This window comes from Okeania sp. SIO2F5 (genome assembly GCF_010692685.1).
In the GTDB taxonomy this organism is placed as follows: Bacteria; Cyanobacteriota; Cyanobacteriia; order Cyanobacteriales; family Microcoleaceae; genus Okeania; species Okeania hirsuta.
This window is the reverse complement of sequence record NZ_JAAHGU010000025.1, coordinates 15,614-41,642: the sequence shown is the minus strand read 5'-3', so window position 1 is coordinate 41,642 and position 26,029 is coordinate 15,614. Positions and strand designations below refer to the sequence as shown.

Sequence of the window (26,029 nt, the reverse complement as noted above, 5' to 3'; positions counted from 1 at the left end):
TTTCAATCCATATAGTTACGATCTGTCAAGCAAAAGCTTAGATTGTAGATGTGCCAAGTGTATAAACTCAAGAAAAAACTTTGTATAGCGCTGTGCGCAGGCAACAGCTCCGGAAAGCAACAGCTCCGGAAGGGGGAATAAAAAGCTGATCATATAAGACTTTTAGCTATTGGACCCCTCCTGTGATTTGTAAATATGCCAGCGCACATTGCTATAGTTTAATATCCCATGAGACTTCTGACGATGGGACATATCAGCTGATCGTTAACATCAAAAGGCTTGGAATTAACTTCAATACAGCATGATAAGATAACTGAGGGAAAAAGCAAAAGTAGCTGTATGGTACACTCAACCTTCTATAACAATGGTGATTTAGCTGCTGCAAAAGTAATTGAAAATAGAGGGTTAATAACTGTAGGGTGCACTGTCAAAGAAAAGCGCACCGCCTGCGAGTCAACGGTTTCTGATGCGTAAAGACGGAGCAAGAAAGTTTGTGGAGATGGTAGTAGCGGGAGTACCACTCAACTTGTTTGATTTGTTACCTAGTCCGAGAATCTGTGTTTCGCTCCGCGACATTAAACGCGTAGCGTTGCGTCAGCAAAACAAGAATACCCCGTTATCATCTTTGATTTAACGGCGGGAGTGTCAAAAAAAAGGTTAGTTTAAGCCGTAGAACCTGATAGGGTATAGTGAATATGGCTTAATAGTCTATGACTAAATTTGTCTTGTTGGACAAAAATATATCTCCCAAAGTTTCTATAGGATTAGAGGAAGGAAGAGATAATTTGCGAGACGTTTAAGCAGTGGAAACCGACAAGTAGAAAAATTATTTTCATAGACTTTCTGAGTCTGGAGAATAGTAAACTGTATCATGCAGTCGTTACTTGATTAACCCACTAACAATTAAGTAAACTGTTTAAATTTCTACAGTTTAATTTTTACCGTTAGGTACTTAAAAAACTGTGTATATCAATAAAGATCAGGAGAAATAGAATAATGAAACAAATAGGCTTACTGCTAGCAATATTAGGGTTATGTCTAGGTTGTGTAGGATTAATGCCATACCATCAAGCTTATGCAGGTAACTTAAGTTTAACTGTATGGCCTTCAACGTCAATTCTAGCAGTAGAATCTGGAAGGGTTAACAAGGCAGACAGAAAATTAGGAGAGATTGGAGAGAAGCTCGATCTTAACAATAGTCCTTTACGAAGCTTTCGGAAATACCGGGGAATGTTCCCAACTATAGCTGCGATGATAGTAGATAATGCTCCTTACGAAAAAGTAGAGGATGTACTAGCAATTCCCGATCTAACTGAAAGACAGAAAAAGCTTTTACAAGCTAACCTTGAAAATTTTACAGTGACTCCACCTGCTGATGTATATATTGAAGGTGACTATAGATTGAATACTGGTTCATACGACTAAGATTGGCATAAACTAAACTTTCAGATATTAGTCAATTTTCAATGCTGCTATTTAATACTTGAGTACTTAATAAAATCTTGGGAATTACCAATTGATTGTTGAAGTTAAGTATTAGAAACTCTACGGGTTAAAACCGTATTTATTCTACTTGTGTCGGCGTTGCGAAATAAAAGAAGTTTAAATTAGGTGAATTTATATCTAATTTAAGCTTCTTATTAAGTTGAAGGTGATACATAATGTCCTACAGTTATACAGCAAAATCATTACTGAAGTAGATAGGATAGATAATCATGCTTATAATAAAAACACAGGGTTCGCTCATCATCTGCTATACAAACAGCGATTCCAAATGCTAATTGAAGAACCCCAAGGAGTTGAGCTATGGGTAACATCAGGAGTATGTCAATTGCTTCAAGTTTCTAGAGTTTAGTTTTCACATTCAACAATTAATAATTAACAATTAACAGTGATCTCTTCTTAAAAAGAAATATCAATGACTTTGATCCTTAAAATTTAAAAGGATAGACTTCAAAGCTGAAATTATTAATTTTTCGGTAAACTAATATTAGTTTTGATAAAATGCCTGATATACTTATTAACCTCAGCGATTAGTTCTTAAATTTATTGTTTTCAGACTAACTGATATTATCGATGCGTTTTAGAGATAAATTGAAAAAATTACGACATGAATTATTAAACTTAATTAACCCTAAAGTTTTAATCACGACCAGAAATAAACATAGTAGATTAACCCTATAGATAGCTATTTAGTATTTAAATGAAAAAGAGGTAATATTAGAGCTGATTTATCAAGTAAATATTAAGAGGCTGAATTCCTTGGAAGACAAGGGTTTTGGGATTTATAGCCCAATATACCTAAATCCCTGATAGTTAGATTACATAAGGGTTTTAGCTAAGTTGACAAATAAGCTCTTAGAACGCCCCTCCACCTTTTTTACTGTCTCCAGATGTACCATTATTGTCTGGTGTATATTTTGCAAGAATAGATGATTTTAAAAAATAGGTATCAACATCTGTGTAAGTCTGATTAGAGCTATAGTAATTAATACCAATACTGGTTCCCACTGGTACAATATGGTCTTCTAATTTAAAAGTTTGATTAATTGTGTTGCGAATTTTGTCAGCCACTCTGGAAGCTCCTATTTGTCCTGGAATACCTGGTAAAATCACAGTAAACTCATCACCTCCAAGTCGGGAAACTGTATCACTTCCTCTTAAGCACCCTGACAATCTTTGTGCTACTAATTTTAATAATAAGTCTCCTATATTATGACCCAGGGTATCATTAACAGCTTTAAATCCGTTGAGGTCTAGAAATAGTAGACTAACCATTTGTTCATTCACATTTGCCCACTCAATAGCTTGACTTAAACCCTCATAAAATTGCTTACGATTAGGTAATCCTGTGAGGGGATCGTGATTAGCTTGATGATGTAAAGAATCTCCTAAAAGCTTTAGTTTATCATTATCAATCTTTAGTCTTGTTGCTGTTTCCTTCAGGTTTTCCTCCATTTTTTTTCATTCGGTAATATCTCTAATTAGGGTTTGCTGAAAAAGTATGAGTGGTAGGGGTAGGGGTAGGAGACAGGAGACAGGAGACAGGAGACAGGAGACAGGAGACAGGAGACAGGAGACAGGAGACAGGATAAATTGGAATTTATAGGAGGTAGGAGCTAAGTTTTGTAAGAATGATTTTTCTGCCCAACTATGCGCCTAAAATACGCTCCTTTTTGAGCATAAAGAGGTGAAAAATTTGCACTTTTTTCGACTCCAAAAATTCTTTAGTCTTTATATGTCAATGCTTTTAGATTTAATCAGCAAGCCCTAATTACTCCTACTAAAAATAGATTTCCTGTGGCATCTTGATGAAGAGTTCTTTTCGTAGCAACTATGTGAGTAATTCCACGGTAATCTGTACAATATTCTTCATTTTCTTGCTGTTGATTAGTTTGAAATACTAACTCATCTTGTTACCAAAATATATTAGCTTCATTTTGAGCAAATAATTCGTAATCTGTTTTGATGAGTATATCGTCTACAGAATAACCGAGAAATTTACCATAAGCTTCATTCAAAACAATGCGACGATGATATTTATCCTTGACAAATATAGGGTCAGGAATTGCATTAATAACTGACTGTAGAAATCACATCTTAACTACATTAAGTCGGAACATTTTATTAGTGTCTAGATTCACGGCAAAAGGTAAATCTTTATCATCATTAAATATCAATATAAATATAGGTCAAAAAACTCCATAGGTTGAGCACACCAAATATTTCAGTATAGAGACTAATTAAGACTTCTGAATCATGATCATTAAGGCCAACTATTGTGGTACATATTTAATAAATCATCAAGTATATGATGTGGCTAATGTTTTCGCTCCTTCTCTTGTCACCCACACAAAGGCACAAAGTTAAAAATATTAACTTTTAACTGATAATTTGTAAGAGATGACTGATAATTTAATTATAGTGTCATAGACTCTTTAGTACACTTATGGTGGCGATCGCCACCATAACTTCACTTAACCACTGCTTTAATCCATAGGTTAGAGTTTCGGTGAACCATAATTTACATTTATATTTTTGATTCCTAATTTTTTAGAGGAGAAGGCCAATTTTTAGTTTCTTTTTGCCAATTTTCATTATCTTGTCTCTGATTCGATAAACTTCGCTGAGTAGCTTCCACAAACTGACTCACGCGAATAGGATCTATCGGTTGGTCTATTTGGCCATGTCGCTTCAGCGAGCTAGATACAATAACACCATCTACAGCTGGCATCAAGGTAGAAATATTGTTCCAGTTAGCGCCACTGCCGATAAATATAGGTGTATCTGATGCTGCTGCACTAGCTAATTTTAAATCTTCCAAGGTAGGGGGACTTCCAGTAGTCCAACCGGAGAGAATTATTCCATCAGCTAGACCACGTTCAATTGTTTCTTGGACAACTGTAGTTAAATTGGGTTCACCCAATGGTTGGGCGTGTTTGACTAGAACATCTGCAAAGATTTTGACATCACTACCCAATTCTCGACGATAGCGTAAAAGTTGATGTGCTTTTCCTTCAATTAACCCTTGATCCGTAGACATAACTCCAGTTAGGACATTAACACGAATAAATTGGGCCTGCACACAGGAAGCGATCGCCATCGCACTTTGGCCATCATTACGCAAAACGTTGATTCCAATTGGTAGGGAAACCAAGTTCATAATCTTTTGTACTAATAATGTCATGGCACTAACTACGGCCGGGTCAACTTGGTCTTTGACAAAAGGAGCATCAAAAAAGTTTTCTACGATAATGCCATCTACACCACCTGATGCAAGGGCTGTGGCTTCTCTTTCTGCTCTACTAATAATAGCTTGGAGGTCGCCTCCCCAACGGGGTGAGGTTGGCAGAGGCTGTAAATGTACTACCCCAATGATTGGATGTCTGGTTTTAAATATTTGCTTTAAGTCCACGGGTTTACCTGAAACCACGGTTATTTGGCAATAACATAACAGAATTTACATGAGAAATTATGGCCTAGAATATATCTATTATCTAGACTCTGCTACTATATTGTCAATTTTTGGTCATCATCATTTTAAAGCTTTATCTGCAATGGTATCTCTGGAAGGTATGTATAAGTATTTGTAGGGTGGTTTGGTAGGCTAATTTTACAGAACTTAGAGGATAGGTTTTAGGGGCTGGGGGTTAGGGTGAAAATAAGATTAAAATGTGCCTTCTCGCTTCATTTTCAGATTCTTTGTTTTAGCGTTTATTTATGTCCACTTACTAACTTAAAGAGAACTTACGAATTTTTCAGTTGTTAACATTATGAATAATCTGGCAATATAGTTTTTTTGCATAAGTACCATAAAAATTTGATTTTTATGTATGATTTTTTAGTATTAATGATGTTTATACTTGAAATCTGATTAAATACTATCAACAGTCAAAAATTGCTAAGATGACTCCCGCTATAATCTGTGATTTAGCTATGAGAGTTTTAATAAATTAAATGCTTAGATTTGAGGGTTATTTTGATGAGGCATTGTGAGCTATAATTTATTCAATATGGGAAAGATAGATATAGCAATATGATTTAAGTGGTGAGATATTGAATACTTTTAGGGAACAGGAAACACCGGTTATGGGAGCAGAGAAGAAGAAAAAAATGAATACATAAGAATAAGATAAATGCTATATTGTATCCTTTTAAGGAATATCTAAATTCTCACATCTGATTCGGTGATTGCTATATCCATAATAAATTTAATTTTAGTTGTAATTTTTGTGGATTTTGGAACTTATAGGAGATTTTATTAGCAGAAATTTAAGCAATTTTTACTTGATTTTATTCATTATTTATTGAGTTAAAATATTTATAATTAGTAAATAATAATGTATGTAATTTATCAGCTCTGATTTATCTGGTAAATATTAAGAGGATAAATGCTTTACAGTGTAAGGATTTTGCACTATAATATGCCTCCAAAGGCATAATTTTCTACAAACCTTACTAGAAATAGGTTTAAACTCACTTGATAAATTAGCTCTTTAAAAAAAATATTTATTAGCCTCAAGACTACAGACTAAATCATTGAAAATCAAATTGATTAATTAATTTAATTTAGATTAGTGAAAATTCTACTTATAATTTCAGCACTTATACTTGGGTTATTGGGGATCTTGGAAATAGGACTCCGAGTTATAGTGGGTTTTGGTAATCCTCTAACTTATATTGCAGATAATCAAATTGGTTATCTCTTAACACCAAATCAAAATGTTAGTCGCTTTGGAAATCGCATCAAAATCAATCAGTATTCTATGCGGTCAAAACCAATAGAAGAGTCAAAAGAAAATAATACATTGAGAATATTTCTCGTAGGAGATTCTGTAGCTAATGGTAATTGGTGGACTGACCAAAATAACACAGTTTCCGCAATTATAGAGAATTCTTTAAGTGAAAAATTAGGTAAAGATAAAATTGTTGAAGTTCTTAATGCTTCAGCTAATTCTTGGGGTCCGAGAAATGAATTGGCTTATTTAGAAAAATTCGGTTTGTTTAATTCTCAAATAGTAATATTACTAATTAATACCGATGATTTATTTGCCAAAGCACCTAGTTCATCAGTGGTAGGAGTAGACCGGAATTATCCAGATAAAAAACCTCCTTCAGCTATTGCAGAATTGATAAATCGTTATTTTTTTAAGGCTCCAAAAGTTCCTGAAATTAAAGAAGAAGGCGACCGGGTTGGTTTTAATTTAGTAGCAATTAAAAAAATTTATGAATTGGCTAATTTAAACAATGCTAAATTCATTCTAGCAATGACTCCTTTACTACGGGAAGTAGGTGAACCTGGACCCCGTGATTATGAAATTAAAACTCGTAAACGTTTAGAAAAATTTACTCAGGCAGAGAATATTTTATATCTAGATTTACGACCTATCTTTAAATCTGTCTCAGAACCAGATAGTTTATATCGAGACCATATTCATTTAAGTCCTGAAGGTAATCTAGTTATTAGTGAAGTAATTAGTAAATCAATTATAGAGCAGAATCAACTATAAAAATCTGTACAGAATTTGTCAGAAACTCAACACTGTAAATCATAAAGTCAGAAACTATTACCACTTTTCCCTAACCAGGAACTACTACATACTAAAAAAATAGTTTAGAGCAAAATTTTTGGAGTAATTATGTCTAACGAAATAGAATATAAAGAGATAAATAAATCTACTATTTCCTCTGATGAATCTTTCTCATCACAACAAAATTCAAGAGAGTTAGAATTATCAGAAAGAGTGGCTCGACTAGAAGAAAAATTAGACCAAGCACTAATGTTAATTTCTGATATTTACCGCTATGGCAAATTGAGAGATTTACTATCCGCAGGAAAATGGAAAGAAGCAGACAAAGAAACTGCAAAAGTCATGTTAGAAATATCTGGTCAAACTGACAAAGAAAAACTGACTCCTGATGATGTTATCAAATTTCCATGTAGCGTAATAAATTTAATAGATCAGCTCTGGACGAATTATAGTAAAGGTCATTTTGGCTTTAGTATACAAAAGAAAATTTATGAAAGTATGGGAGGAACTTATGATATTTCTAATATAGATATGAAACTTTTGAATAAGACTTGTGAACGACTGGGATTGCAGTTAAACAATAAATGGATACCTTATGAAAACCTTAATTTTAGTCTAGAAGCACCTAAAGGTTGTTTTCCTGTTGCTTGGTGGGATTCTCCTTATGGGGCTAAACTAGCAGTATACTTTTTAGCTCGCCTTAATTCCTGTAAAATTAATTGAATTTTTATGAATTTTTTTACTGTTAATAGTTGAAAAATAGTCAAAATTATGCTAGAAAAAAATTATATATACAAATTAATTTTATTTTAATTTCAATTATGGGGGTTAGTTAGTAATGGAAGAAAAAACAATTAATTTAAAGCTAGTAATATTTTCTGGCTTGATGATGGCTGTAATTGGCTCAGTAATTGGATTAGCTGCTGCAGAGATGAGTAAAAGTCGTTATCAATGTTGTAATTTTACAAGAATAGATAAAGGTTATAGCAGTGCAAAAGCACCTCGTGCTTATGCAACAATAGGTGCAATTATGGGATTTGTTATAGGGTCAATTCAAGAAACTGTAAGATCTCTGAAACCAGAAGATGAATAGTAAGCATTTCCTCCGGAATGCTGCGCAAACAGCTATCAGCTTTATTACCTTTAGTGAACAACTAAAACTCGTCGTTCTTGTGCTTCAATTCTCTGGTTAAAAATGTAGTAGAGCTTAAGCGAATGCTTGCTTGATTCATTAAAAATATCAGAGCTAACTGCTAATAGCTAAATGCTGAGGATGAGCAAGATTAAAAAAGTCAATATCTTGAATTATTTAAGAGCAATAAATGTAGTAGAAAAATATTAATTCTCAACTTTGGAAATTGTCTCAGTGGATAAAGAATTTTGCCAAGGGTCTAAAATATCTTTAAATAATGTTTCCTCTATCCAAGTTTTAGCTACTACTGTTAAAGGTAAAGCTAAAATTAGACCTAAAATTCCAAAAAATGTAGTGAAGAAAATTTGAGATGCTAGAGTAACAGCAGGTAAAAGAGAGACTTGTTTTGCCATAACAGTTGGACTTAACCAGTAACTTTCAAGATTCTGAATAATAATATATAAAATTCCTACCGCAGCTATTTTCCAAGGAGCATCTAAAAGAGCAATCATTATGGGAAAAACTACACTCATAGTCGGACCAATATTAGGAATAAAATTGAGTAAACCTGCCAGTAAAGCATGAGTCAGAACTAAATCAATTTGTAATATTAATAAACCAATACCACTGCAGGTCGCCACAAAAAGAGAGTTAATTACTATTCCACCAAACCAATTGCCTAAAGCTACCTCGCACTTTGATAGAATTTCATCTGCACGTCGCCGATAAAAAGAAGGAAATAAAAGTAATCCTACTCTTCGATAAGCTTGAGTATTAACTAAAAACATTATTGTTAATACAAATACGAAAAGTACCTGCAAGAATACTATAAAAGTATTAGAAAAAATCTTAAAAAAGTTGCTAAATAACTGAGTACCTAATGTTTGTGTTTGTACTAGCATATCAGTAGCAGTGGGTGGTGCTGGAAATAAATCGGGTCTTTGTCGATATAACTGTACAAGTTGAGAGCGAACTTCTGTAAATACATCAGGTATCAAGGCAACTAATTTTTCAAACTGGGTAATAAAAGGCGGTACAACTAGCAACAAAAATAGAAGCATAATTAATGTGGCTAAACTTAAAGTAGCAATTACAGCTAAGTTTCTTTTAATTCCCCATCTATAAAATTTCTGTACTAATCTATTCAAGGCAGTTGCTAAAACTATTGCAGCAAATACTAATAGTACAAGTTGTCTAATTTCCCAAAGGATATATAAGGAAATAAGTAAACTAAAAAAGCCTAACCATTGACCAAAATTCATATTTTTTTGTTTTGGAGTTGTTGGAGTTACGACTACTGTAACAATTTCAAGTTGAGGAATAAACCATTAAATTTTCTCCGTTGTTTGCTTTCCCCTTTTGTCTTCCAAATAAGTCTCTCAACTGTAAGCATTCAGCTATCAGCAGTCAGCTATCAGCAATTAGTAATAAATAATTACTTCTCAGATTTGCTCCTGAGACTTTGGCATTCAAGAATTAAGAATTAAGAATGCGCGAATTTAGAATTACCTCTCCTTGAAAAGAAGAGGATTGACGAACAGGAAAATTTTTATTTATTATCCCCGATCAAGGGGAGGCTTTAAACTACAATATTTCGGTAACTTTTTATTCTTTCTCAATTAAATATTGCTTTTATCACTCACTAAAAGCAATATTTAATTGAGAAACGAAAAATATTGTTACAAAAGTCAGCTCCAAAGTCTATATTTATCTAAACCTCGTCCTTAAACACAGGGTATTAGCGCTCATAGCTGATGGCTAATAGCTGAATGCTTACCTAAAATCTTATGGCTATATTAACAGAATATTTATAATTAACAGCCCTGTGTAAGAATAGAGTGGTTAGATTCAGAATAGTTGATCGATACTTTCAAACTTATCTCTAAATAGTAAATATTTTGATAATTTTCTTAACTTCCCACCCTGACATCAATTCTATAAGGTCTAAAGCCTTTCCTTTTAAGGAGGAAAAAGAAAAAAATAATTTTGGTTAATCCTCTCCTTAAAAGAAGAGGTAATTATTAATTATTAATTATTGAATCCCACCCTTTTGTCATACTAATTTTGAGGTGTAATCTAGATGAATTTATCAAAAAATCCAGTCTTATCATTGTCAATAATTCTACTTTCTTTAACAGTACATGGATGTACTATCTCTAACAAAAAATTACCACCATCCCCTGAAGCAACTCAAGAGCAGCAACAAAAAGTATTAACTCCTGAAGAAATACACGAAAAAGTTTTAACAATTGACAGTCATATTGATTGGCCTTATCGTCAATTTTTAGATCCTGATTTTCAACCTAATATTAGACATCTACCAGGAAAACTAGGAAGTGGTCAATGGGATATTGTTAGGATGCAAGAAGGTGGATTAGATGCTGTCTTTATGTCAATATTTACTCCTCAAAAGGAACGCGATCGCCAAGGGCACGAACGGGCAAAAGCAAAAGCCATTAAAATGATTGAAATAACAAAAAAGATGGCAGAAGAAAATTCAGATAAAGTTGAAATTGCCTTAAATCCAGAGGATGCTAAACGCCTGGATAAAATGGGAAAAATGGCAATATTTATGGGTATTGAAAATGGCTATCCTATTGGTAAAGATATTAGTAATGTGGAATTTTTCTACGACCAAGGTATTAGATATATAACAATAACTCATTCCAGAAACAATGAACTAGCCGATTCTTCTACTGATGAAAAACAAGAATGGAATGGATTAAGTGATTTGGGAGAAAAAGTTGTTAAAGAAATGAATCGTTTGGGTATTATGGTTGACATTTCTCACGTCCATGATGATACATTCTGGGATGTAATTAAGTTAACAAAAGCACCAGTAATCGCATCTCATTCTAGTGCTAGGTCACTAGAAAATCATCCTCGCAATATGAGTGATGAAATGCTAAAAGCTGTCAAAGAAAATGGTGGAGTTGTACAAGTTTGTATTTTTGATACTTATATCAAAAAACTACCTCAAACACCAGAAAGAGAAAAATCTATGAAAGTAATTGCCAAAGAAAGAACTGCTTATTGGCAGGGAAAACTGAGTCAAGTAGAAAGAGAAAAATTTAGAGAAAAATACGATCTAATTAATGATAAATATCCCAAAAATAAACCCACTGTTACTGATGTAGTAGACCATATAGATTATATGGTAAAAGTTATGGGTATTAATCATGTGGGCATTGGTTCAGATTTAGATGGCGGTGGTGGAGTTAGAGGAATGAATGATGTTTCAGAAATGCCAAATATTACAAAAGAATTAGTAGCACGGGGATATACTGAAGAGGATATTCAAAAAATTTGGGGTGGAAATTTAATGCGAGTTTTTACTGAAGTACAAAAAGTGGCGACAGAAATTCAGAACCAATAAATATCAGGAAAATAATTTTTTCATTAATTGATAATTACCTCTGGTTAAAACCTTTACGGAATTGAATATCAGGAAATATTATTTCTTCATCTTGGTCGATTGGATATGCCTAGAAGACATCGCTATCTCTTGACCGCTTTTTTTCCTTAAAAGAGGAGGCTTTAAAACAGAATTATTTAATTATTAATTATTCGGTAAAATGATTGACTCAGATTTTTTTCAACTATGATTGAGATTTTATTTTCGGTTGTATCTGCCGTTTTTCCAGTGGGATGTATTGTTTTAATTGGTTTTATATTTGGCAAAATTTTTTCCATTGATGAACCGACACTTTCCAAACTGGCTTTGTATGTTTTATTTCCGGCATTATTAACCGATATAATGTATCGGACTACTCTTAGTATTGAGTCAGCAATAGGAATATTTATAGCCTTTGGATTAACCTATCTTTTACTCTGTTTAATATCTTGGGGAATAGGAAGGAGATTAGGTTTTTCGGAGTCTCTACAAAAAAGTTTATTGGCGACTACAGCTTTACCTAATTCTGGAAATATGGGGTTACCTGTAACTTTATTTGCATTAGGAGAAGCGGGGTTAGAAAGAGCAGTAATTTATTTAATATCATGGAATATAATTGTGATGAGTACAATGCCTGCTATCCTCAAAGGGGGAGGGTTTCGGTCTGGTATTATTTTTACTTTTAAATTACCCATAATTTGGGGAATGATTTTAGGTGTAATTCTTAACTCATTTAATATTGAATTACCTCTAAAACTTGATGATGGTTTACATCTTTTGAGAGAAGCTGCAATTCCAGTTGCTTTATTATTGATGGGAATACAAATATCTAAGAATCGTTTTCAACCAGGTACTTATGACTTAAGTGCTAGTTTAATCCGTTTGTTAGGAGGAGCATTTGTTGCTTATTTAGTTGGTAAAATTCTGAATTTAGAAATGCTTGATTTACAAGTATTAGTCTTACAAAGTGCGATGCCAAGTGCCTTAACTTCTTTTTTAATAGTTAATGAATTTGGTGGGGATGCGACAAGAACTTCTAAGGTTGTGGTAGTATCAACCCTCTTATCTTTTTTAACTTTGCCTATAGTATTGTGGGCGATTGGAGCAACATCTTGATGTGTAAGCATTCAGCTGTCAGCTATCAGCTATCAGCTATTAATTTATTGCTTTTATATCAGAAATTAGTGCTGAATGCTGACATAAATTAATTGCTAAAATCTAGAATGAAATGACCCTGAGTGAAGTAGAACAATCTGTAAGCATTCAGCTCTTAGCAGTGAGCACTTCCCTGCGGGATGCTACGCAAACAGCAAATAATTAATAATTCCTTATAAGCTTAAAAGTTGCGTAATTTGACAGTAAGTTTTAACTCTATCCAAATTTATCAATTACTTTTATCTTCTCCTATCATCAATAGCTGATAGCTAATAGCTGACTGCTGAATACTTACAACCATCTTGATGTATATTTCTCTAATTTAATTGAACATTTCTAGCAGATATTATCAAGTAATTATCTATTAAGTTACGTTTAAGTCGATTTCCATTATTTTTTCTATGCCCTTAATAATTTGAGTTGAATTTTCTTCAATTTCATTCAGCTCATTGAGCTTATTATTCCAATTATTAAGCTGTTCTTCTTGTTTTTTCCGTTTTTCGTTAATTTCGTTTTTTGTCCGAACAAAAAATTGATATTTAACCTGTTGAAATTATTTATTTATAGCTAATTATAAATCTTTTTGGATACTGTTAAATAATTCGATAATCTTTTCCTTATTTTGAATTTTTTGTTTTTATTGGTTCATTTATTTGACGTTTTTTACCAATCCATTTACTAGAAACAATCCCATTAATAATTAATCAAAAAATTGTGCAAAGTTTCCAATTATTTGAGCTGCCTCAATATGCTGACCAAGCTCTAAATCAAAAAATGTTATTCGCTCATCAAGATTTTCAATGAGTTTATGTAGCTCACTCCCTTCAATTTGCTCTTTTGATAGGAATAAAGATTTAGAAGCTATAACTTCTTTTTGAGCTTCTTCAACTAAAATATATCGTTAGTATTGCCAAGATTGTACTATATCTACTAGACCTCTCCGAAAATTAATCTCAAATGTTCAAATTTACTAGGCAAAAACTTAGTTTCTAGAAATTTCTAGTGTAAAAATCTTCATTTTGCCTAAGTCCTTTTAAAGTTAGATTAATTAAAATTATATAGTTGCTCTATTAGAGTTTCCTTAATTTTTATATTAGCTGTGAGTAAATATAATTATGAATTCTAGAAGTTTTCATTTAGGTAGACCAAAGAAACTCTTGCTTAAAGGTAGAAGGTAGGAATTAAAAAGCAGAAGTTATGTATTTCATTAAAGTGAAAAGCGCTATAAGTTAAAGAAAATTTTAACCCTTAATATTCTGTCTCTCAAGAAGGATTTAAATTACTAAATACCTGACTCAGATTTTAGTCTAATTTTTTGTTTGACAATCACTCTCTTCCTAACTTTGACAAAATTTGGCATAATTTTTCAGTAAACTGATCAAAAATTAAGACAGGTGAATATATCCCCTGTCTTAACAATTTTTGGTTCCCAACGTTGACGTTTTTCATGTCACGGAACTAAACAGAATCTACGCGACTTGAGTCCGTGGAGTGTCAGTTATTATCCATTCTAAAGCCTGGTCTTTTTCTGACCAGGAAAAACATTTTGCCTCTAGATGGGTGATATTACTAAAAATTTTATTACCAGCAATAGTCAATTTATTTACCCAAGCTGCATCACATACAACTGCTTTTTTATCAAAATATTTCAGATGTCCTAGACCAAATTTTAAATCTTCCCATAAAGCTTCCACAGATATTCCTTGAAAACTTTTAACTTCAACATAAACTCGTAATTTAGGTTGAGATTTTAATCTTTCCCCCACTAAATTTTTTATTTTTTCAATGTCACTTATTTCAATTTTGCCATCAATACTAAGACCAATGATGTTCTGATTTGCTAGATGTATAATTTCCATCATAGTATTTTTCTCCTTCTGAGATACTTCTAATTTTAATCTGATATTTTTTGGTAGAGCTTCCCCAGATTTTTTATCCCTTGGTACAGTAATTATGATTTCTCTATTTCCTTGATTTTTCCCTATTAATTGAAGGGTATAAACCCATATATTGTTCCTGCATAAATTGACATACTCAGATTACTTAGTATATTGCTAAGTATTAAGTATTATTAGCTTTAACTAGCTATCAGCTATCAGCTATCATCCTAAAAATTTACGCAATTAGGTATCTGTTTGCGGAGCATTCCGGATCGAAACGCTTTTTAACTTTAAACTTGAAAGTAAAAGGCATCGACCTAATACTTACTCCTACCCTATAACCTAAATTTAACGCAAGTAGATTAAAACTGCCACCAAAGAAGTTTATTGGTTTACATTTATTAAAATAAGGGAGTATTTTTTTATCCCCTTGCTGAAGTATAGAATTTTTGGAAAGGCGAATCTTTGTTAGGAAAAGTTTTTATTTGTCAATCAAAACTGTTTGTAAAAATGCTTGCTTTTTATTCTCTCTGTAAACTGATGGAAGTGTTCAAGAATTTAGAATTAATAATTTAGAATTTAGAATTATTTCTTCTTATAAAGAATATCATGTCCGGCTAATTAGTGATAAAAAATTTTCTCCTTCAACTCAAGTTCTTCTTCTTCCTTCTTCTTCCTTCTTCTTCCTTCTTCTTTCTTCCCTCCTGACTCGGTCCTTCCCCTCCTGGGAGGGGTTAGGGGTGGGTTGACTCCTGACTCCTCCGTCGTTATTTATTTATAACTGTTCAACCGGACATGATATAAGAGGATTGGATCAAAGGATTTTTTTTCTTCTCTTGGTCTGATGGATATGGCGAGGAGATCCGCTCTTGACAGAGCCGCTACTTCTTACAGAGGAGCTTTCCTATGGTCATGCTGCGCAAACGCTAACGCTAACACCATCCCACCCTTCGGGAAGCTGCGCTAACGACCGTTTTTTTCTCCATGAATGGAGAAGCTTTATACCTGAATTTTTCGGTAAAAAAAAATGGTTTGAGTTAGGTTAGTTAGGCAACGGAAAGTTTAAGCAAATATACAACTTTTTTTGTGAATAAGAAAAAACATTTACTGAGAATATAGGTAGTGGTGTATAAATAGTAATATCCTCAAAAAAGTCAAGTATTCAAGGAAAGACTATCTTTTTGAAAAGAATAATTTAGGTACTTTCTATTCCCTATTCCCTGTTCACTATTCGCCACCTCTACCCTAGTGCAGGATGGCGGAAATAACTAACCAGTTAAAAAAGGTTCAAAAGCTTGTACAATAACCTTTCTTCCCTTCTGCCTTCTGCCTCCTGCCTTCTGCCTTTTTGCACTAGATCGCTACATTTACAGGACTACCAAAATATCTAAGGTTTCTAGATGTACTTTGACTGATAACAAAGTTACGATTCAGGAGACTAACTGACGACTAAATAATTACAAGATATTAACTAAACTGTTGCTGATAAAAACGAGCATAAAGCATACCTTTTTCTAACAATTCTGAGTGAGTTCCTGATTCTAATATTTCACCATTTTCCATAACTAAAATTCGATTAGCACGACGTACAGTAGCTAGTCTATGAGCAATAATAAATACCGTTCTTCCTTGCATCAATCTTTCTAACGCTTCTTGTACTAAAAATTCAGATTCAGAGTCAAGAGAAGAAGTCGCTTCATCTAATATTAATATCTTCGGATTTTCTAGTATTGCACGAGCGATCGCTATTCTTTGTCTTTGCCCTCCAGATAAATTAATACCCCTTTCTCCTACCCAAGTTTGATAACCTTTTGAAAGCTTAGTAATAAACTGATGAGCATTAGCAACTTTAGCTGCCTTTTTTACTGCATCAATATTATAATTTAGCTGACCAAAAGCAATATTTTGCGAGATAGTTCCTGAAAATAAAATTACTTCTTGAGGTACAATTCCAATTTGTCTTCTCAGACTTGTAAGAGTAACATCCTTGATATTTATATCATCAATTAATATTTCCCCTGACTGAACATCATAAAATCTAGGTAACAAATTTGCCAGTGTAGTTTTACCTGCTCCAGAAGCTCCTACCAAAGCAATTATTTCTCCTGAATTTACCAACAAATTTAGATTCTTTAAAACCTTTTTTTCTGACTGATAATCAAAACATACATTTTTATATTCTACCTTTCCCAGTACCGGAGGAAGAGCAATAGCATCTAATTTTTCTGTAACTTGAGGTTGAATATTTAAAAGTTCAAAAATCCGGTCACAGGATGCTTCTCCTTGTTTAAACTCACTATAATTACTCGTTGTTAAAGAAATCGGATCGATTAACAACGCCACACCTGTTAAATAACTAATAAAACCTTCTCCAGACAAGTTTCCTTCAGATATTTGCCACGCCCCCAAAAAAAACAAAAAAGCCACACTCATTGCCTCTAAAAAACCCACCACTACAAACTGGAGTGCTTTAACTTTTTCTGCCATATATTTTGCTTGTCGATTTTGTTCAGCTTCCACAGAAAATATAGCAATTTGATATTCCTCCGCAGCAAATGCTTGTACTATTCTAATACCATTAAATACCTCCGTTATTAAAGCTGATAAATTAGAAGTCCGATTTTGACTTTGGTGGGAAAAAGAAAGTAATAATTCTCCGAACCAACCTATTAATAATGCCATTAACGGTGCAACTACTAGAGTTACAACAGTTAATTGCCAGTTGAGATAAATCATGTAACCCAGCACAACTATCAACTGTAAAATACAAGGAACAAATTGGTGAAAAAATTTATTGACAACCTCTCCAGTACGGTCAATATCCTCTGTAAGTCGATAAGAAAGGTCTCCTGTTTTTGATTTTTCAAAGTAACTAATATTGAGTCTTTGTAAGTGAGAATAAACTTCTTTCCGCAAGTCTAAGGCAATAGTAAAAGCAGCTTTTGCCATGAAAGTATCTTGACCATACTGTACAGTTCCTTTGATCAGGAAAATAATAGCTGCAAGACCTGCTAGTTGAGCTATCGCCCCTACATCTCCCCTACCAATATGACCTGCCATTTCACCCAATAGCCATGCTAAAATCGGCCAGAAAATTGTAAAAGCCAATGTACAACCTAATGCTTTTAAAATGGTAGGCCAATGTTCATAGATATAGGGTAAGAGCTTCCAATAATTGGATCTAGGTTTCAAGAAATCAAACTTAATACTGTTTTTCAAAATATTGAGATTTCTATATTAATTATAAAAAAACTTGCTTTGAGTTGTTTAGCCATGATAGAACCATTTTAAGTCAAGTCTGAGGCAAAATTTGGTCTAGCATATAAGTCCATTTATTCTGTTCTGTGTAGAGGCCAGCTAAGTTTTTTGACAATTTGACTTGAATAATGTATTTTTTGTGATATTCTAGATATGCCAACATCAAGCTTCTTGCAAGAGTTTTGGCATACTCAGGATCGTGTATCTAGCAAACCCCAAAAATAACTTTTACGTCCTATGTATTGCCCAGCTTCAGAGGGTTATCAAGATGTAACTGTTATGCAGCAAAATTCCTGTTATGCGGGATTTCATTTAATTTAACTAAACAGAGGAATTCATGGAAATATTAGCATTTTCCCATTTAGCTTTCAACGAAGAAGACTCTACTAACAAAGAGTTTACTGCTTGTGTAGATTTCAAAAAGCTATCTAGTGTTGGAGCAATGGGTTTATTATCTGCTGCTACTTTAGCTGTAGGAATGAATGTAACTGCTGATTCTGCCTCCGCTTATTACGGTGGTAGCTACGGTAGCTATGGTGGCTATGGTGCCTATGGTAGTTCTGGTCGTTATGGTAGCTATGGTCGTAGCTCTGGCCATTATTATAAGAAAGTTGTTAGTCGTTCCTACAGCCGTTCCTATGGTAGCTATGGTGGCTACAGTCGCTATGGTCGTCGTGGTGGTTATGGTTACTACGGTAGTAGTTACGGTGGTGGCTATGGTGGCTACGGTGGTGATTGCTACTAAGTTTTTAATCGCCTAAGAGTCCACAATTTTCAGATAATTGTGGACTTTTAAATTTTTTTGAATATTCTGCATAAATAATCTACCTAACATGGTAGCTTAGTAATGCAACCAGGGAAATCTGATGATTTCCTTGGCTGTTAACAGCCTAAATTAAGGCTCTACCAAAATTAAATTTCCTTTTTTTGAGTGTCGCACTGCAAAAGAAACCCAAAACGCTATAAGGCAAGTGGGTAAGACACTTATCAAAAAAAGTTGTAAAACATTACTCATCAGAGGAGTTATGGAAACACTAGCATATTCCCATCTAGCTACTGCCGAAGAAAGTTCTATAGTTGAGCCTACCTTTGAAGGAGTGAACTGGAAAAAGTTCTCTACATTAGGTATGATGAGTCTTCTATCAGCTGCTACTATTCTAGGTGCTATTAGCGCGACTGCTAATTCTGCTGCTGCATGTCACTATAAGAACCCTTGCAGTGGTTATGGTCACGCTCGCCATTATGGCAAAGGTTATCATCGTCCCAAGTATCGTCATGCTTCTTATAAGGGACATCGCCGTCATCGTGGATATTATTTGAGCTATGGTAGTCGTGGACATCAAGTATCCAAGTTGCAACACCAATTAGGAATGATGGGCTATTTTCATCATCATCGTGCAACTGGCTATTTTGGACCTAAGACTAAATATGCAGTTAAAGCATTCCAACGCGATCATGGCTTAAGGCCAGATGGAATTGTTGGACGTCACACTAGAGCAGCTTTAGGTTTCTATTAAAAATAAAATTTAGCTTCATTGCTAATTGCTAATGGTGATGAGGGTAAAAAATGAGTAGGTGGAGTTATCGCCGATTTTAAGTCTATCGAAAGAATAAGGTTACAGACTGCGGTCAGTGGTTCTCATGGAAACAGGGAACTAACTCCAGAGCTGCTCATATGCTTTTGGGTAAGTTTGGGTAAGTTTAGTAGAACGGTTACTCAAATAATAAAATATCAGAGCTTTTAACCTCAAAGAATTTCAAGATTAATAGTTAATTCCAGGAGCAATACTCCAAACCAATTGCTCCTGTTCATCTAAATATAGGTATTCCTAAAATACCCAATCTCATATATCAAAAGTATTTAGTTGTTTTACCCAGAAACTGTAATACTAACCAATAGAATCTTAACAGAAAGCTTGGAACCTAATATAAAGCTCTGAAAATGATTAAGGTTATTGATAATCTGGCTGATTGATAATTTGAGTATAAAGCCTCCTCCTAGAAGGGAGAGTTGATGTTTACTCCAAAAATCGAAAGTGATCGAGGTATTTAACCGCTTTAAACACCTAGCTATCTAGCCAATAAACTGACCTTGAAAACTATAGTGAATTTTCATCAGCTAATATTCATAGTTTTTTGCCAAGGTGGAGAGGCAGTATATTTACCATAAAATAGACTAAATTTCCAAAAATATTTCAGCCAATAGAGAATAATTTGCTTGAGATGTTGGAATAGTGTTTGGTATTGATTGACATGAAATGTAGGAGTTCTTAACATATTTCCTACTCCCCTATTTTATAAAGATAACTCTATATAATTATTGTAATCTCCTGACTAATCATTTAGGTTAGTCCTCTTAATTAAAGTTAATAAATAATAAATTAAAATTTAAAGAAAGCAGATTTTTCTCATTGAAGGTAAAATCTGGTTTTTAATTTACCGAAAAATTCAGTCTAAAGCCTTGCTCTTAAGCAGCCAATTTTATGTTATGGCAGGGAATAAGGAATAGTGAGAAAAATATTTCCCTGTCTAAGGTTCATTGTTAGTCTATGTCCTAACTAACTCATTCCTTGCTATAAGTGGACTAAATCTTGGCGTACCCTTGCGGAGCGCAAACCAAGAATCCTGCTTTCAGAAGAATCTCCTTATCTGACTACCAGAAAGTATATCAATTTCGTAGAACTAAAACAGGACAATGAGAATACCTGACAATTCGTTCAGCAACCGATCCTAGTAAAAATCGACCAAGACCACTATTTCCTTGGGAGGGAATGACAATCAACTCTGCTTTTTTTTCCTGAGCATAGTCCAAAATTTCTGAGCTAGGAGTTCCGATCGCCACACGAAAATTAACACCTTCATATTTAGCACCTTGAATCCGTTCGTGAAATACCTTTTCGATGTGCTGTTTGCGACTCTGGTCATCGACAGTATGCCACCTTACTCCTGGTTCAGCAGGATTAAGACGAGGTAATACATGAAGAATCCATAAATAAGAAGGATCTCGAACAAATTCTAGAGCTACATCGATCGCCTCAACAGATTCATCGGAAAAATCTATGGGCACAAGTACGGAATTTTTGGAAAATATATTCATTATATTTATGATGGATAAACTGAAGAATGTTATATAGCAGGGAACAGGCAACAGGCAACAGTGGGAAAAACATTGCCTAGTCTAAAACTCATCATTAGCATTGGACTTATACCATTTCTAAATAGTAATGCTATGTTTGATTACCATCTCCCCTACTCCCCTACTCCCTTACTCCCCTACTCTCCTACTCCCCACTTAGCAGGTCTTATCTCTCCTTGACTAAGACGACCCATATAATTTTGTAAATCCTTTGCTACTTGAGCGGATAAAAAATAGCCCCCCAAGATATTAGGAAAAGCCATCGAAATCAGAGTCGCATCACTAAAATCAATTACTGAAGAAGGGTTTGATACCGAACCAACAAAAGCAGCAACCAAAAACAAGATTTTGTAAATAATCAACCCTCTACCACCAGACAAATAATCCCAACAACGTTCGCCGTAGTAACTCCAAGAAATCATCGTGGAAAAGGCAAAACAGAAAACAGCGATCGCTAATAAAATGGGAAACCATGCCAAAACAGTACCAAAAGCAGCTGAAGTTAACTCTGCACCTTTCTTAGCTTCGCGCAAAGCAGCAAACTCATCTGCACTATATACCTTAGTAATCACAATTACCAAAGCAGTCATATTACATACCACAATAGTATCAATAAACGGCTCCAACAGTGCTACTAAACCCTCACGAATAGGTTCATCAGTTTTGGCCGCAGAGTGAGCGATCGCTGCCGAACCCACACCAGCTTCATTAGAAAAAGCGGAACGCTGAAAACCTTGAATAATTACGCCAATAATACCACCCTCTACTGCCTTGGGAACAAAAGCACCAGAGATAATAGTAGCGATCGCCCCAGGAATTTCTGTAATATTAACCAACAGAATAAATAAGGAAGCCAAAACATATAGCAAACACATCAAAGGTACAAGAGTACCTGCCACCATACCAATGCGTTGAATTCCACCAATAATTACTAATCCAACTAAAACTACCAGCACCAAACCATAACCCCAACTAGGCAAACCTGGCAATACATTCGCAACTGCACCGTAAGACTGATTGGCCTGGAACATATTAGCGCCACCGAAAGCAGCAGAAATGCACAAAATAGAGAATAGTACAGCTAACACCCGGCCAAAAGTCCTCTGTCCCATTTCTGCTAAACCTGCGGACAAATAACGCATTGGGCCACCAGAGATAGTACCGTCTGGTTGAACAATGCGATATTTTTGAGCCAAAGTACATTCCACAAATTTACTGGTCATGCCAAAAAAACCAGCAATTGTCATCCAGAATGCTGCACCAGGGCCACCGATACTCACAGCTACAGCTACACCTGCGATATTACCCAATCCTACTGTTCCAGACAATGCTGTTGCTAAAGCTTGAAAGTGAGAAACTTCTCCTTGGTCATTGGGGTCGTCATATTTTCCACGGACGATATCAATAGCGTGTTTAAAGGCTCGAATATTAATAAATTGCATTCGGATGGTGAAAAATATTGCACCTATAAGTAGCCATAAAACTATGAAGGGAAAGCCGCCGATTTTAAAGAAAAGAATACTAAATATTACACCTACGAAACTTGAAAAGGTTCGATCGATGGTTTGAATAAAAGTCTGTCCTGTTTCAGGTTCTTGGGCTAAGGCAACAGTTGGTATTAATAGAAATAGGAGTATATATAGCCAAGTTTGTCTTTTCATATTTTAATTTTACCTACTAATCATTTTTGTTGAATTAGACATTTATACCATTAATTTATAAATATTTCAGGCATATAGCATATAGAGGTCTGATTTTAGTCATACATAAAACATCTTGAAATTGGGAAATAGGGATAGGGAACAATTAATAATTAATAATTAATAATTAACAATTACCTCTCCTTGAAAAGAAGAGGATTGACGCGGAGTGTGAAAATTTTTTCTTTTTTCTTGGTCGATGGTCGGACAGCGAGGAGACCCGCTCTTGATAGAGTCACTGCCTCTTTCCTCCGGAGGAGGAGCTTTCCTATGGTCATGCTGCGCAAACGCTAACGCTTTACATGTTGCGGAGCAAAACGCCATCCCACCCTTAGGGAAGCTCCGAAGATCGACCGCTTTTCTTCTTTAAAGGAGAGGCTTTAAACCTTAATTATTCGGTAAGAGATTTTTTTGAGGAACAAGACTACGAAAAATGATTTATTTTGTGAATTTTACAACTCTATTGTTGTTCGATAAAATGGTTAAATAAAATGCTTATTTATTTTTCACATAATATATATTAATACTACTATATATAAGTAGGCAAGCCTTAATTAAAGGCAAAATAGAGAAGTAGTAAAAATTAACGCTCATAATTATTCCAGCTAGATTAAAAATTAATCTCATAGAGTCAGAATACCAAGAAATATTGAATTTTAGTCACGCTCTAAATGTTCTATTCTATGACGGATTAAATTAACAAATTACTAATTGGAAAATTACACTTAATTTGTTTGTTAATTATTTACATCAGATTTACTATGACTACAGTCATTCTAATCAAATCGATATAAATTTTAGTCAAATTGAGTACAAAAAGAACAAATTTATTGATTGATATAGTAATTTCATTTGAGTTGCGTAAAAAACCTGGTAGCTTTTAGGCAACAGGCAACAGGTAAGAAGGTTTCCCGGACTTTTTACTGTTAGTAAATAACCAACTCTTATTTGACATATCATTTAAAAACGCTATAGTCCTGCGCGCATAATGGTAGATGGGGATGAACAACGGCGCTTCATGGGAGAAAGATACGAGCAAGGGAGCAAGATGCTCCCACTGTTTTTGTCCTTGAGCAAAAAAATTACAATAGACCACCAATGAAAATGCACCACCACCTATTGATTTTATATTTATAGCAGTTGCCATTACTCTATTTAACACATCAAAAGGGCTTTGTTGCACAAAGGGAGAAATTACGGTAGAAAGATTCAGTAAGTGGTAAAAAAACCTGAACTAGGTACAGATGAGTAAGTCCAAGTCCAAGTCTTCCTATAGAGATAAGTAACTGGTCAGAATATAATGCTGCCTTAAAGCAAAGGGGAAGTCTAACATTTTGGCTATCTGAAGAAGTGATAGAACAGTGGCTCAACCTTGAAAAAACAGGGAGTCAGGGAGCATCCAACACCTATAGTGATGTGGCTATTGAACTAATGGCTACCCTGGGAGCTTTGTTTAGTTTGGCAGGACGGCAAACCGAGAGGTATGTGAGAATCTATATTTGGTTTGATGGAAATAGATTTACCAGTACCAGACCATAGCACTTTGTCTCGGCGCTTGAGTAAATTGACCATAGAAATACCAGTGAAGCCAACAACAGAGGCCATTCACCTGGTAGTAGACTCTACAGGGGTTAAAATATATGGTGAGGGAGAATGGAAAACCAGAATGGTAAAATTTAATTTTATCGGCATTGGTGATTTGAGGAACGAAATCAGTAATATCATGTCCGGTTGAACAGTTATAAAATAAATAACGACCGAGGAGGACCGAGTCAGGAGGGAAGAAAGAAGAAGGAGAAAGTTTTTTGGTCGCGTAAGCAGAACGGAGTTCTATCGCGTTATTATCCGGACATGATATAATTTAGGTAAATTAAGAGTCATTCAAAGATGGCAAAATTAGATGTTGTCTTTACTTAATTTCAGGAAAAGCACTTTTCTTTCTCCTGACTCCTGTACGGGTAAACGGCAGTTTGCCTCTACTGACTCCTGACTCCTAAATAATTAAAATTAATATCATACACTAATTCAGTAACGCCATTCGATCGAGGTTTACTTGAAAATTATGTGGCAACACGCAATTATCACGGGTGGTTCTAGTGGTATAGGTAAAGAAATAGCTAAACTACTTGCTACAGAAGGAAGCAATATATCAATTATTGCTCGTAACCCGAAAAAACTGGAGGCAGCAAGAGCGGAAATAACTGCTACTATTGTTAACCCAGAACAAAAAATTATTACTATCTCCACAGATGTTGCGCACCGGGAAGCAACAGAAACTGCTATACATCAAGCAGTCAAAGAAATAGGTACGCCAGATTTGTTGATTACTGCTGCTGGTATTTCTCACCCTGGTTATTTTCGAGAGTTGCCAATAGAAATTTTTGAACAGACTATGGCAATTAATTATTTTGGTTCCCTCTATTGTGTGCGGGCGGTTTTACCAATGATGGAACAAGAAAAAAAAGGGCATATTGTGATGATTTCTTCTGGTGCTGGTTTGATTGGAATTTATGGTTATACCCCTTATTGCCCTAGTAAATTTGCCATTAGAGGTTTGGCAGAGTCTCTGCGTGGAGAGTTGAAATTGTCTGGAATTTCTGTTTCTGTAGTTTATCCGCCAGATACAGATACGCCACAGTTGGAAGTAGAGAATAAAACTAAGCCTTTAGAAACTAAACGTATTACTGCAACTTCTGGAGTCTGGAGTGCTGAAGATATGGCTGTTGAAATTGTGCGGGGAATGAAGAAGAAAACTTTCGCGATCGCTCCTGGTTTGGAAATGACTTTGCTGGATAAACTTCATAGTTTATTGGCGCCAATAATTCGGTGGTATATGGATTTAATTGTGATTCAAACTTTAGGGAGTAGGGGTTCAACAATTAATAATGAATAATTACATCTCCTTGAAAAGAAGAGGAATTTTTCCTTAATTATTCGGTAAAGAATGGACAATTTCTGTCCAACAGTGGGACAAAAAAGTTTATATTAGTTAAGCTTATATTTTTTGTAAAACATATTTGGAATTTAAACTGAATTTTCCAAAAAAAGTTCAAATGAGCTATTTAGGGGCAAAAATAGGCTGTTATAGCACAGCAAAACGTAGTGATCGGGCTTTTTTGGCCATTTGTCAAAAGCATTGATATGTAAGGAATACATCAGTATTGATTTGAAAGAAATTTTGGTGTATTTTTGAAGTAAGTAATTCGCTCTGCGTAAGTGCTTATTAAAATGAATTAACAAAGAGAATAAGAAAAAGTGAGTGGGAGTGCGATCGCGCAGCTAAACGTAGTTATCGCGCAGCAAACCCGAGTTATCGTGTCAGCAAAACATAGTTTTATCGCAT

Annotated in this window: 21 protein-coding genes and 1 pseudogene; 12 read left to right on the top strand and 10 right to left on the bottom strand. The window is 34.5% G+C overall.

Annotation, left to right across the window (positions count from 1 at the left end; all coding sequences use genetic code 11):
* Positions 1-339: 339 nt before the first annotated feature.
* The gene (locus tag F6K27_RS11755) at positions 340-474 is read left to right on the top strand and encodes a hypothetical protein (protein WP_287273382.1); all 135 of its coding nucleotides are present in this window, start codon (positions 340-342) and stop codon (positions 472-474) included.
* A gap of 522 nt (positions 475-996) precedes the next feature.
* Positions 997-1,425: a photosystem II complex extrinsic protein PsbU gene (gene psbU / locus F6K27_RS11750; RefSeq protein WP_287273383.1), complete on the top strand. Its 429-nt coding sequence runs from the start codon at positions 997-999 to the stop codon at positions 1,423-1,425.
* A gap of 933 nt (positions 1,426-2,358) precedes the next feature.
* On the opposite strand, the gene F6K27_RS11745 is transcribed toward psbU, so the two are convergent.
* The 3 genes and pseudogenes from F6K27_RS11745 to btpA form a co-directional block, all read right to left on the bottom strand.
* Positions 2,359-2,958, bottom strand: coding sequence for a GGDEF domain-containing protein (locus tag F6K27_RS11745; RefSeq protein WP_353735972.1), 600 nt, complete (start codon positions 2,956-2,958; stop codon positions 2,359-2,361).
* A gap of 458 nt (positions 2,959-3,416) precedes the next feature.
* Positions 3,417-3,581 (bottom strand): annotated as a pseudogene (locus F6K27_RS11740) (PAS domain-containing protein); the annotation flags it as partial.
* A 464-nt stretch (positions 3,582-4,045) separates the two neighbouring features.
* On the bottom strand, positions 4,046-4,915 hold the full coding sequence (gene btpA, locus F6K27_RS11735; protein WP_124144229.1) for a photosystem I biogenesis protein BtpA: 870 nt from the start codon (positions 4,913-4,915) through the stop codon (positions 4,046-4,048).
* A 1,162-nt stretch (positions 4,916-6,077) separates the two neighbouring features.
* Here btpA and F6K27_RS11730 point away from each other — a divergent pair.
* The 3 genes from F6K27_RS11730 (at position 6,078) to F6K27_RS11720 (ending at position 8,124) form a co-directional block, all read left to right on the top strand.
* Entirely contained in the window at positions 6,078-7,010 is a 933-nt protein-coding gene (locus tag F6K27_RS11730) for an SGNH/GDSL hydrolase family protein (protein ID WP_287273385.1), read from the top strand.
* Positions 7,011-7,139: 129 nt separating this feature from the next.
* Entirely contained in the window at positions 7,140-7,754 is a 615-nt protein-coding gene (locus F6K27_RS11725) for a GUN4 domain-containing protein (RefSeq protein ID WP_287273387.1), read from the top strand.
* A 115-nt stretch (positions 7,755-7,869) separates the two neighbouring features.
* Positions 7,870-8,124, top strand: coding sequence for a hypothetical protein (locus F6K27_RS11720; protein WP_240038867.1), 255 nt, complete (start codon positions 7,870-7,872; stop codon positions 8,122-8,124).
* A gap of 245 nt (positions 8,125-8,369) precedes the next feature.
* Here the strand turns inward: F6K27_RS11720 and F6K27_RS11715 are convergent, their stop codons facing one another.
* A complete protein-coding gene (locus F6K27_RS11715) occupies positions 8,370-9,425 on the bottom strand; it encodes an AI-2E family transporter (RefSeq protein ID WP_287273389.1) in 1,056 nt (351 codons plus the stop codon).
* An 818-nt stretch (positions 9,426-10,243) separates the two neighbouring features.
* On the opposite strand from F6K27_RS11715, the gene F6K27_RS11710 reads away from it, so the two are divergent.
* Both F6K27_RS11710 and F6K27_RS11705 read left to right on the top strand, forming a co-directional pair.
* Positions 10,244-11,539 (top strand): dipeptidase, encoded by a 1,296-nt coding sequence (locus tag F6K27_RS11710; RefSeq protein WP_287273390.1) that lies wholly within the window; start codon positions 10,244-10,246, stop codon positions 11,537-11,539.
* Between the two features lie 225 nt (positions 11,540-11,764).
* Positions 11,765-12,673, top strand: a complete 909-nt coding sequence (locus F6K27_RS11705; protein WP_287273392.1) for an AEC family transporter — start codon at positions 11,765-11,767, stop codon at positions 12,671-12,673.
* 1,508 nt (positions 12,674-14,181) lie between these two features.
* Here the strand turns inward: F6K27_RS11705 and F6K27_RS11700 are convergent.
* Together F6K27_RS11700 and F6K27_RS11695 are read right to left on the bottom strand one after the other, a co-directional pair.
* A complete protein-coding gene (locus tag F6K27_RS11700) occupies positions 14,182-14,574 on the bottom strand; it encodes an STAS/SEC14 domain-containing protein (protein ID WP_287273393.1) in 393 nt (130 codons plus the stop codon).
* Positions 14,575-16,059: 1,485 nt separating this feature from the next.
* A complete protein-coding gene (locus tag F6K27_RS11695; RefSeq protein WP_287273647.1) occupies positions 16,060-17,784 on the bottom strand; it encodes an ABC transporter ATP-binding protein in 1,725 nt (574 codons plus the stop codon).
* A 403-nt stretch (positions 17,785-18,187) separates the two neighbouring features.
* Here F6K27_RS11695 and F6K27_RS11690 point away from each other — a divergent pair, with 403 nt between their 5' ends.
* Together F6K27_RS11690 and F6K27_RS11685 are read left to right on the top strand one after the other, a co-directional pair.
* The gene (locus tag F6K27_RS11690) at positions 18,188-18,595 is read left to right on the top strand and encodes a hypothetical protein (RefSeq protein ID WP_287273395.1); all 408 of its coding nucleotides are present in this window, start codon (positions 18,188-18,190) and stop codon (positions 18,593-18,595) included.
* 280 nt (positions 18,596-18,875) lie between these two features.
* Entirely contained in the window at positions 18,876-19,367 is a 492-nt protein-coding gene (locus F6K27_RS11685; protein WP_287273397.1) for a peptidoglycan-binding protein, read from the top strand.
* 598 nt (positions 19,368-19,965) lie between these two features.
* Here F6K27_RS11685 and F6K27_RS11680 read toward each other — a convergent pair.
* The 4 genes from F6K27_RS11680 to F6K27_RS11665 all read right to left on the bottom strand — a co-directional run bounded on the left by F6K27_RS11680 (position 19,966) and on the right by F6K27_RS11665 (position 23,833).
* On the bottom strand, positions 19,966-20,127 hold the full coding sequence (locus tag F6K27_RS11680; RefSeq protein WP_287273399.1) for a hypothetical protein: 162 nt from the start codon (positions 20,125-20,127) through the stop codon (positions 19,966-19,968).
* A 391-nt stretch (positions 20,128-20,518) separates the two neighbouring features.
* Positions 20,519-20,947, bottom strand: a complete 429-nt coding sequence (locus tag F6K27_RS11675; protein ID WP_287273400.1) for a universal stress protein — start codon at positions 20,945-20,947, stop codon at positions 20,519-20,521.
* 176 nt (positions 20,948-21,123) lie between these two features.
* A complete protein-coding gene (locus tag F6K27_RS11670) occupies positions 21,124-22,647 on the bottom strand; it encodes a sodium:alanine symporter family protein (protein ID WP_287273403.1) in 1,524 nt (507 codons plus the stop codon).
* A gap of 919 nt (positions 22,648-23,566) precedes the next feature.
* Positions 23,567-23,833, bottom strand: a complete 267-nt coding sequence (locus F6K27_RS11665) for a hypothetical protein (RefSeq protein WP_124144206.1) — start codon at positions 23,831-23,833, stop codon at positions 23,567-23,569.
* A gap of 125 nt (positions 23,834-23,958) precedes the next feature.
* Between F6K27_RS11665 and F6K27_RS11660 the strand changes: the two genes are divergently transcribed.
* The 3 genes from F6K27_RS11660 to F6K27_RS11650 all read left to right on the top strand — a co-directional run bounded on the left by F6K27_RS11660 (position 23,959) and on the right by F6K27_RS11650 (position 25,579).
* The gene (locus tag F6K27_RS11660; protein ID WP_124144207.1) at positions 23,959-24,225 is read left to right on the top strand and encodes a transposase; all 267 of its coding nucleotides are present in this window, start codon (positions 23,959-23,961) and stop codon (positions 24,223-24,225) included.
* Positions 24,194-24,421, top strand: coding sequence for a transposase (locus F6K27_RS11655; protein ID WP_124144208.1), 228 nt, complete (start codon positions 24,194-24,196; stop codon positions 24,419-24,421). The genes F6K27_RS11660 and F6K27_RS11655 overlap by 32 nt, the downstream gene beginning before the upstream one ends.
* 327 nt (positions 24,422-24,748) lie before the next feature.
* Positions 24,749-25,579, top strand: a complete 831-nt coding sequence (locus F6K27_RS11650; protein WP_287273405.1) for an SDR family oxidoreductase — start codon at positions 24,749-24,751, stop codon at positions 25,577-25,579.
* Positions 25,580-26,029: the final 450 nt, after the last annotated feature.